Annotated in this window: 7 protein-coding genes; all 7 read left to right on the top strand. The window is 56.9% G+C overall.

The window, feature by feature from the left end; genetic code table 11:
• Window positions 1-143: 143 nt before the first annotated feature.
• Window positions 144-1,307: a CoA transferase gene (locus tag AC222A_RS10035; protein WP_372759059.1), complete on the top strand. Its 1,164-nt coding sequence runs from the start codon at window positions 144-146 to the stop codon at window positions 1,305-1,307.
• Window positions 1,304-2,518, top strand: coding sequence for a CaiB/BaiF CoA transferase family protein (locus AC222A_RS10040; RefSeq protein WP_372748949.1), 1,215 nt, complete (start codon window positions 1,304-1,306; stop codon window positions 2,516-2,518). The genes AC222A_RS10035 and AC222A_RS10040 overlap by 4 nt, the downstream gene beginning before the upstream one ends.
• Before the next feature lie 153 nt (window positions 2,519-2,671).
• On the top strand, window positions 2,672-3,688 hold the full coding sequence (locus tag AC222A_RS10045; RefSeq protein WP_486774924.1) for a helix-turn-helix domain-containing protein: 1,017 nt from the start codon (window positions 2,672-2,674) through the stop codon (window positions 3,686-3,688).
• Window positions 3,689-3,726: 38 nt separating this feature from the next.
• The gene (locus AC222A_RS10050) at window positions 3,727-5,019 is read left to right on the top strand and encodes a cytochrome P450 (RefSeq protein ID WP_486774925.1); all 1,293 of its coding nucleotides are present in this window, start codon (window positions 3,727-3,729) and stop codon (window positions 5,017-5,019) included.
• 20 nt (window positions 5,020-5,039) lie between these two features.
• Entirely contained in the window at window positions 5,040-5,882 is an 843-nt protein-coding gene (locus AC222A_RS10055; RefSeq protein ID WP_372748952.1) for an SDR family oxidoreductase, read from the top strand.
• A 196-nt stretch (window positions 5,883-6,078) separates the two neighbouring features.
• A complete protein-coding gene (locus AC222A_RS10060; RefSeq protein WP_486774926.1) occupies window positions 6,079-7,791 on the top strand; it encodes an FAD-dependent oxidoreductase in 1,713 nt (570 codons plus the stop codon).
• A gap of 9 nt (window positions 7,792-7,800) precedes the next feature.
• A partial coding sequence (locus AC222A_RS10065; RefSeq protein ID WP_486774927.1) for an enoyl-CoA hydratase/isomerase family protein occupies window positions 7,801-8,484 on the top strand: 684 nt, incomplete at its 3' end.

The raw sequence follows: 8,484 nt of genomic DNA on the forward strand, positions 1-8,484 counted from the left end.
CCCGCTCTGGCTGGTTGGTGGTCGCAACATACGCGGCAACCAGCGGGTGTTGTGGTCTTCACAGCCAATCGATACTACTATTCAACAATGGTGTTGTATAGCTGAGTAATTGTACAGTGTCCCGTCATTTGTTGGAGGAACCCATGAGCGCCTTACAGGGAATTCGCGTATTAGAGCTGGCCGAATCAGTCGCCGGCGAGTACTGCGGCAAGCTACTCGCCGATTTTGGCGCCGAAATCATCAAGATAGAAAAACCTGGCAGCGGCAGCCCAACCCGTGCACTGGGGCCATTCAAAGACAATAATCCAGCGCCGGAGCACAGCGGTCTGTTCGCCTATCTAAACACCGGCAAACACAGTGTAGCCCTAGATCTTGATACTGCAGGCTCAACACTGGATACGCTGCTGGCAAATGTGGACGTGGTCATTGACGATCATCCGAACGATTGGCTTACCCATCACACCCTGACATTCGACCGCGTCGAACGCGACTTTCCAGCGCTGGTGTTCTGCTCCATCACCGATTTCGGGCTCACCCCTCCCGATGATCGGCTACATGCCACTGACCTGACCGTGATGAACAGCGCTGGCTGGGCTTACCACACGCCGACCGGAGCCGACCCTTCACGGCCACCACTGAAGGGCGCTGGACGCTTTATGGCGAGTTACGAGGCTGGCTTGGAGGCCGCGCTGTGTATCAGCGCCTGTCTGTGTGATTCCAGCGGTGGTCGCACAATCGAAATATCCAAGCAGGAGGTGTTGCTGTCTCGCCTTGATTACGTGCTTGCGCAGATGGTCAGTGGCGAAATGAACGTCAGCGCCGAGCGCGATGCCTTTGATCTGGCTGGCCCCGCTGGCATCTTTGAGTGCCGGGATGGCTTTGCCTATATCTGGATGTCCGCGCCTAGCCACTGGCAGGCTTTGCGGGAGTTGCTGGACGATACCACCTGGATGAACGATTTCCCCGACAACTGGCTGGAGCGGGGCTGCACGGCCGAGCGGGTTACCCTGTGCCGCCAGCATCTCGGCGCCTGGCTCAAAACCCAGAACAAGCACGACGCCGCAGCCAGAGCCCAACAACTGGGCCTAACCCTGGTCGCCGTTAACAATGCCGAAGACCTGCTGGCCTGCGAGCAATACGAATATCGCGGATTTTTTACCGAACTCCGCCATCCGATCATCGGCAACGCGCGCTACCCTGGTACCCCCTACCAGTTGAGCAAAACCCCGACCTATCCACAAAGCCCCGCGCCACTGCTCGGCCAACACAGCCAACACCTTGCCACGGTCACCGGGGGTGCGCTATGACCCAACAACGTGGCGGCCCCCTGCAGGGCATTCGAGTTATCGAACTGACTAAGGTATGGGCCGGCCCTTACGCGGGCAAACTACTGTCTTTTCTGGGTGCAGAAGTGATTCGCATTGAAAGCGAAGGTTCTCTCGATGTAACCCGTATCTACGGTGTCGACGACCTGAACAAAGCCCCCGGCTTTATGGCGGTCAATCCGCAAAAGCTCAGCGCACAGATCAATATGAAAAGCGAACAGGGTATCGCGCTGCTACTGGACCTGCTGGCCAAATCTGACATTCTGATTGAAAACCTGCGCCCGGGAGCAATTGAGCGCCTGGGCTTGGGTTACGAGCGTGTGAAAAACGTCAATCCCGGCATTATTTTCACCTCGATGGGGATGTATGGCGCCGCCGGACCACTGGCTTACCAAACGGGGTATGCCCCCTGCTTCGCCGCCCTTAGCGGACTCAGCTCGGTGGTAGGTTATGAAGGCGAAGCTCCAGGCGGCATGAATGTCCGCTATGCCGATTCCACCTTTGGCACAGCCGCCGCACTGGCCAGCGTTGCAGCCTTGCGCCATCGCAATCGCACTGGCGAGGGACAGTTTATCGATGTCTCCGCCGTGGAAACCATGACCAGCATGATGGGCGACGCCATCATGAAATCCACGCTCAACGATGAAATCCAGGCCTGCGACGGGAACCGCCACGCCGAAATGGCTCCCCATGGCGTGTACCCATGTCAGAACAGCGAATGGCTGGCATTGGCGGCAAAGGATGACGACGCCTGGGCTGTCATCGCAAACACCATCGCAGCCAGCGTCGGCAAACCCGAGCTCGCCACCGACCCGCGTTTCGCCACGCTGGCCGCGCGCAAGCAACACGAAGCTGAGCTCGATAGTCTGATCAGCCACTGGAGCACCTGCCAGGACGCCAGCGAAGCAGCCGCTGAACTGCAGCACGCGGGTATTGCCGCCAGTAAGAGCTTTACCTCTCTGGATCTGATTTCCGATCAACACCTTTGGGCCCGGTCTTTTTATCCGGAAGTGAGCACCTCTGACGGCAACAGCCGCGCGATCGTTGGGCCCGGCTGGAAAATGAGTCGAGCTGCCCAGATTCATGCCGGTGCCCCGCGCCTGGGTGAACACAATCACTATGTGTTTGGCGAGATTCTCGGACTGTCAGAAGGTGAGCAGGCAAAGCTGGCAGAAGCCGGCGTTACCCGCTGATACAGGTCCGCCGCCGCCAGCTGCGCGAAATGTTGAAGGATTATCGCAAAGTGGTGAGAGCCCCGTGCAGCGCCCTTCTATAGTTCAACACCTATGTTGAGCAAATACCAACCATAACAGATTGCACACACGGGATAGCCAGCGAGGTGAACCATGTCTGAAACACTCTTTGCTTTTGACGAGCGCAACTACCAACAATGTCAGGACGCATTTCGCGGCACTAACAACCAGGAATACTATCTGGGCGATTACACCATTGAAGCCGGCTCCCAGATTGATGTACGCGCCGAACGAAAAGCCGTGGGATCGTGCTCCATTATCCAGCTGCGCTCAAAAACCCGACTGCGCTTCCGTCGCACCTGGGCACATATTCGAGAGGACGCCACCGATGTGGTAGTACTGTGGTTCGTCAAACGCGGCACCCTTAACGTTTCCCATCAGTGCGGCACCAGCACGGCCCGCGCCGGCGATTTTGTCATTACCAAATCCATGTCCCCGTTTGCAATCGAGTGCCGCCCCGATGACAACGCCCAGCATGAGGTGCTGCATGTCGTCCTGCCGACGCTGGCCTTTCGCCAGTATATCCCGCAAGAGATCAAGGCTGGCTACAACGTTCCCGCCGACGGACGTGAATTCCTGATCGCGGAGCGCATGCTGACCGATGTGTTTGAAGATGCTGACGAGCTGGCAGATCACATCCAGCAAAAGCTAGTGGACGCCGCACTGTACGTTCTCACCGACGCGATTAAAGGGCGCGACGATCTGGCCCAGGAGCGTCAATCATTATCTGAGAAGCGCCTGCAGGACGTTATGCGTTTTATCGAAAAACACCTGTCAGATCCGAAGCTGAACGCCTCGATGGTTGCCGAAGCCTGCGGCATTTCGCCGCGCTACCTGTCTCACCTTCTTCGACAAAATGGCACTTCATTTTCAACACTGGTCTGGGACTGGCGTCTGAAAACCGCGCACAAATGGTTATCAACCACTGCGCCAAACGAAATCTCCATTGCCGAAGTGGCCTTTCGTGTTGGCTTTAAAAGCCCGGCTCACTTCAGTCGCCTGTTCAAACGGGTGTATGAGGTCTGTCCCCGGGAGTATCGCGCGCAGGCACAACCGGCACCAACCGACACCAAAGACTTTTTCATCGGAAGCCCGAGCGCTCTGCAGTAGCAGCGCGGCTTTCCCGGTTTACTATAAAAGAGGCGATCATGACCGACGCAGCCACCTGCCCATACAGCGGTAAACCCCTGAATGAACTCACACTGACCGACCCACTTATTCAGGCGCAACCAACGGAATTTTACGCGCGCATGCGCGCTGAAGATCCAGTGCACTTTGACGAAAAACTAGGCATGTGGCTGGTGACTCGCTACGACGATATTGTGGAGCTGCTGCGCGATCCGGAAACCTTTTCCGACAAGCATGGCTACGAAAAGCAATACGCCAGCGGCTACTTTGAAGAGTTCAAACAGATTCTGGAAACCGAGGGCGGTGGTTTCTTCTCCGACGCCATCAAAAGCGACCCACCCTACCACACCCGCATCCGCAAACTGCTGGACAAGGCGTTTACCGCCCACCGCGTGAAATCGTTAGAGCCCGGCATCACCAAGGTCATCAGCAACGCCGCTGACAAGCTGATGGAAAAAGCTGCCAACGGTGAGGTCGTTGACGGTGTGCGTGAGTACGCCATTCCCCTGACCATCGCCGTGATCTGCGAGCAGATGGGCATCGAACAATACAACGGCGAGAAAATTTCTCGCTGGTCCGAAGCCATCACCGCCCAGATTGGCCGCATGCAGGATCACGACCAAATGGTGGCCAACGCCAAGGAAATCTGTGATCTGCAGAACTTCATCATCGCCCAGATGAAAGACCGGGAAGCCAACCCTAAAGAAGATATGATTTCGGATCTGGTACACGCTACCACTGAAGACGGCGAGAAGCTCACCTTTGCCGAAGCCGTCTCCCTGATTCGCGCCCTGATCATTGCCGGCAACGACACCACTGCCACCGCCATCGGCAACCTGATATTTATTCTGGCCAGCAAACCCGATCTTGCCGACGAGCTCTACAACAACATGGACGATCGTCGCTACATGAATCGCTTCGTGGAAGAGCTGCTGCGCTATGCACCGCCGGTTCGCGGCTTGGCCAAGATGACCACCCGTGAATGTGAACTCGGTGGCCAGAAATTGCCGAAGGGCGCCCACATGCTGGTGATGTATGCCTCCGGTAACGACGATGACAGCAAGTTTGAATGCCCACGGGAATTCAGTACCGAGCGCCCCAACCACGGTTCACACCTAGCCTTCGGTGTCGGCATTCACCGCTGTGTGGGTGCCTCGCTGGCGCGCATGGAAATCAACGTGGCCGCGAAAGAACTGATCAAACGCGCCAAGCGTTTGCATCTGCAAGTCGCACCGGAAGACCTGACCTACCAGCCCACGGTCGCTACGCACACCATTGCCAAGCTGCCGTTAACGCTGGAACCACGCAGCTGATCTCATAAAAGGAGAGACAGATGAATCAGGATCTGAAGGGCAAGGTCGCCGTCGTGACCGGTGCCGCCAGCGGTATCGGTGAAGCCACCGCTGCCCTGTTTATTGAACAGGGCGCACGTGTGGTTATTGCCGATATCAACGAAGACGCCGGGCAGGCCCATGCCGACAAACTCGGCAAGCAGGCCCGCTTCAAAAAAACCGACGTCTCCAACGCCGATGATTTGCAGGCATTGGTGCATTTCGCCGTCAGCGAATTTGGCGGTCTGGACATCATGTTCAACAACGCTGGCATTTCCGGTGCCCAGCACCCGCGTTTTCTCGACGACGATTTGAGCGATTTCGACAGAGTTGTTGGTATCAACCTGTTTGGCGTCATGAAGGGCACTCAATGCGCCGCCAAGTACATGTCCAAAAATGGCGGCGGAGTCATTCTCAATAACGCCTCCATCGCCGGCATACTGCCCGGCCAGGCCCTGATGAGTTACCGCGCTACCAAATCAGCGGTGATTCACTTTACCAAGTCCGTTGCCATTGATTTGGCCGAATATAATATCCGTGTCTGCGCCATGGCGCCCGGTCATATCCGCACCCCGCTCACCGCGTTCAACATTCCCGGCATGACACCCGAGCAGATGATCCGCATCCGCGATGCACTCGCACCGGTGTGGGATTCCAACCAACCGCTCAAGCGCCACGGCAGTCCGGCAGATGTCGCCCAGTCCGCCCTGTTCCTGTGCAGCGAACGCGCGGCCCAGATCACCGGCATCGTGATGCCCATTGACGGCGGCATCACCGCCGGTGACCCGGTCAATCACCTGCAGGAAATTTTTGATGCCCGCGCCCGTGCGCTGGCCAATAGCTGAAAAAGAACGACCGTTCACCTAAGGATAAAAAGCATGGACGATTCACAGCATCTCAATAACCAGATTAAACCTGTGGTTGCTGCACTGAATCACAACACCGCAGCCACGCGTGAGCCGCGCATTGACAGCATGGGGCTGCCCTACACTTTCTGAAATATTGCCCTGCAACGGCAGCGGTACTTCAAGGAGCACATTGATGAACGAATCCTATGATGTCGTGGTGGTCGGCTCAGGTGCGGCCGGAGCGGTTGCTGCACTGCGCGCCGCCGACCTCGACCTCTCCGTACTGATTGTTGAAAAGGCGGCCAAGTATGGTGGCACCTCGGCGACCTCGGGCGGGGTCATGTGGATTCCGAACAATCAATTAACACCCAACGACGACAGCCGCGAAAAAGCCCTGACCTACATCGACAGCCTGCTGCGTGGTCCCGTACAACGCGACCGGCTGGAAGCCTTTATCGATCAGGGGCCGGAAATGACCCGTTACCTGCAAAAGGCGGGCGTGCCGGTAATGCAGGCGCAGTGGCCCGACTACTTTGCCGCCTCCCCCCAGGCCCGCGCCGACCGTTCGGTCCTATGCGATACCTTCGATGGACGAGAACTCGGCGATAACTTCGTGTTTATGCGCGAGCAATTCAACCGTTTCAAGCCCTTCGGTCGCTACGCCATGGATATCGGCCAATTCTTTTCCATCTCCACCCAGTCACCGCGTTGGTTGATGACCTTTGTAAAAATGTTTTTCACCTACTGGACTGACATCGGCACCCGCCTGATCGGCAAACGCGACCGCCGCTTTCCGCAAGGCGCCGCGCTGATGGGCAATATTTTCAAGCAGCTTTTTGATCGCGGCGTAGAAGTGCGCCTAGATACTCCACTGACGGAACTGGTGGTGACCGACGGCAAAGTCGCGGGTGTTAAAGTCAGTAATTTTGGTCGCGAGTACGAAATAGCAGCCAAGCACGGTGTGGTACTGGCCGCAGGTGGCTTTGAGTGGAATCAGGAACTGCGCAACAAGTTCTTTCCTGTGGCGGGTTCCATTCGCTACAGCAGCACGCCGGAACACTGCAACGAAGGTGACGCACTGGTGGCCGGCATGAATATTGGCGCCGCTACAGAACACACCGACGGTGGTTGGTGGATGCCCACCATGCGCTGGCCGATGGCCAGTGCCGCCAACTTTGAGGAAACCTGGCAGACCGCCTTCGATGTGGGCCGCCCCTCGAGCGTCTGCGTTAACCGAAACGGCGTGCGCTTTGTCGACGAAGCCTGCAGCTACGACGAGTTCGGTTTAGGTATGCTGGAAGACCAACAGAAAAGCGGCGCCAACACGCCTTGCTGGTTGGTGTTTGATACTACCTTTCGCAAAAAGTGGACGGTTGGCGGCCTGATGCCTTCCATCATCATGCCCGATGCGCTGGTACCCAAGGATTGCTGGGATCACTACGTGTTCAAGGCCGACACCATTGAAAAACTCGCCCACAAAATCAAGGTGCCAGTCGATGCGCTCAAGCAAACGGTCACCAATATGAACGACTATGCCAAAACCGGTGAAGACCCGGAATTCGGGCGCGGCAGCAACGCTTACGATCAAATGTTTGGCGACCCGACCGTGACACCCAACCCCTGCCTGGGCCCAATAGAGAAAGCCCCATTCTATGCAGTTCCTATCAATCTCGGCGACCTCGGCACCAAAGGCGGCCTGAAAGCCAACGCCAATGCGCAAGTACTCGATGAAAACAACAATCCGATCCCCGGTCTGTACGCAGCCGGTAATAACGCGGGCAGCCCCTTTGGCAACCTCTACCCCGGAGCCGGTGGTACAATAGGCCCCGCCGCAACCTTTGGTTTTGTTGCCGCCAACGATATTGCAGAGCGCGCCGGCAAACGCGCCGGCCAATCACAAGAATAGGAAGCAGTAATGAGCAACGATGCGCCAGTACCACATTATGAAACCCTGATACTTGAACGCAGCGGGCGCCTGTTGACCATCACAATCAATCGCCCGGAACTGTTCAATGCGGTAAACCTGAAACTGCACGAAGAACTGGCGGAGGTCTTCACCTTCGCCACCGCCGATGCACACTCCGATGTGGTGGTGCTGACCGGCGCCGGCAAGGCCTTTTCCGCCGGCGGCGATATTAATCACATCACCAACAACGCCAATAACCCGGAGCTGTTCGACGAGGAAGTCCGCCTTGCCAAGCGCATTGTATTTTCCCAACTCGATCTCGACAAACCCTTAATCTGCAAGATGAATGGTCACGCCGTGGGTCTGGGCGCCTCACTGGCTCTGTTTTGCGACATTATTTACGCCGCTGATCACGCCAAAATCGGCGACCCCCACGTGAATGTCGGGCTGGTTGCTGGCGACGGCGGGGCCATTATCTGGCCGCAGCGCATAGGTCTGTGCCGCTCCAAGGAATTTCTGCTGACGGGCGAATTGCTGACAGCCAAAGACGCAGCTGACATCGGTCTTATTAACGCTGCCGTTCCGGCAGACGAACTCGATGCGAAAGTCGACGCTCTGTGCCAGAAACTGCTAAACGGTGCCCAGACCGCGATTCGTTCAACCAAAGTCTTGCTGAATATGGAAACCAAACGT

It is taken from the genome of Litorivivens sp. (assembly GCF_057445395.1).

Excerpts from the sequence above, each read along its gene's own strand:
- AC222A_RS10050 (WP_486774925.1), top strand. The coding sequence starts at position 3,727 with ATGACCGACGCAGCCACCTGCCCATACAGCGGTAAACCCCTGAATGAA.
- AC222A_RS10045 (WP_486774924.1), top strand. The coding sequence starts at position 2,672 with ATGTCTGAAACACTCTTTGCTTTTGACGAGCGCAACTACCAACAATGT.
- AC222A_RS10055 (WP_372748952.1), top strand. The coding sequence starts at position 5,040 with ATGAATCAGGATCTGAAGGGCAAGGTCGCCGTCGTGACCGGTGCCGCC.
- AC222A_RS10040 (WP_372748949.1), top strand. The coding sequence starts at position 1,304 with ATGACCCAACAACGTGGCGGCCCCCTGCAGGGCATTCGAGTTATCGAA.
- AC222A_RS10060 (WP_486774926.1), top strand. The coding sequence starts at position 6,079 with ATGAACGAATCCTATGATGTCGTGGTGGTCGGCTCAGGTGCGGCCGGA.
- AC222A_RS10035 (WP_372759059.1), top strand. The coding sequence starts at position 144 with ATGAGCGCCTTACAGGGAATTCGCGTATTAGAGCTGGCCGAATCAGTC.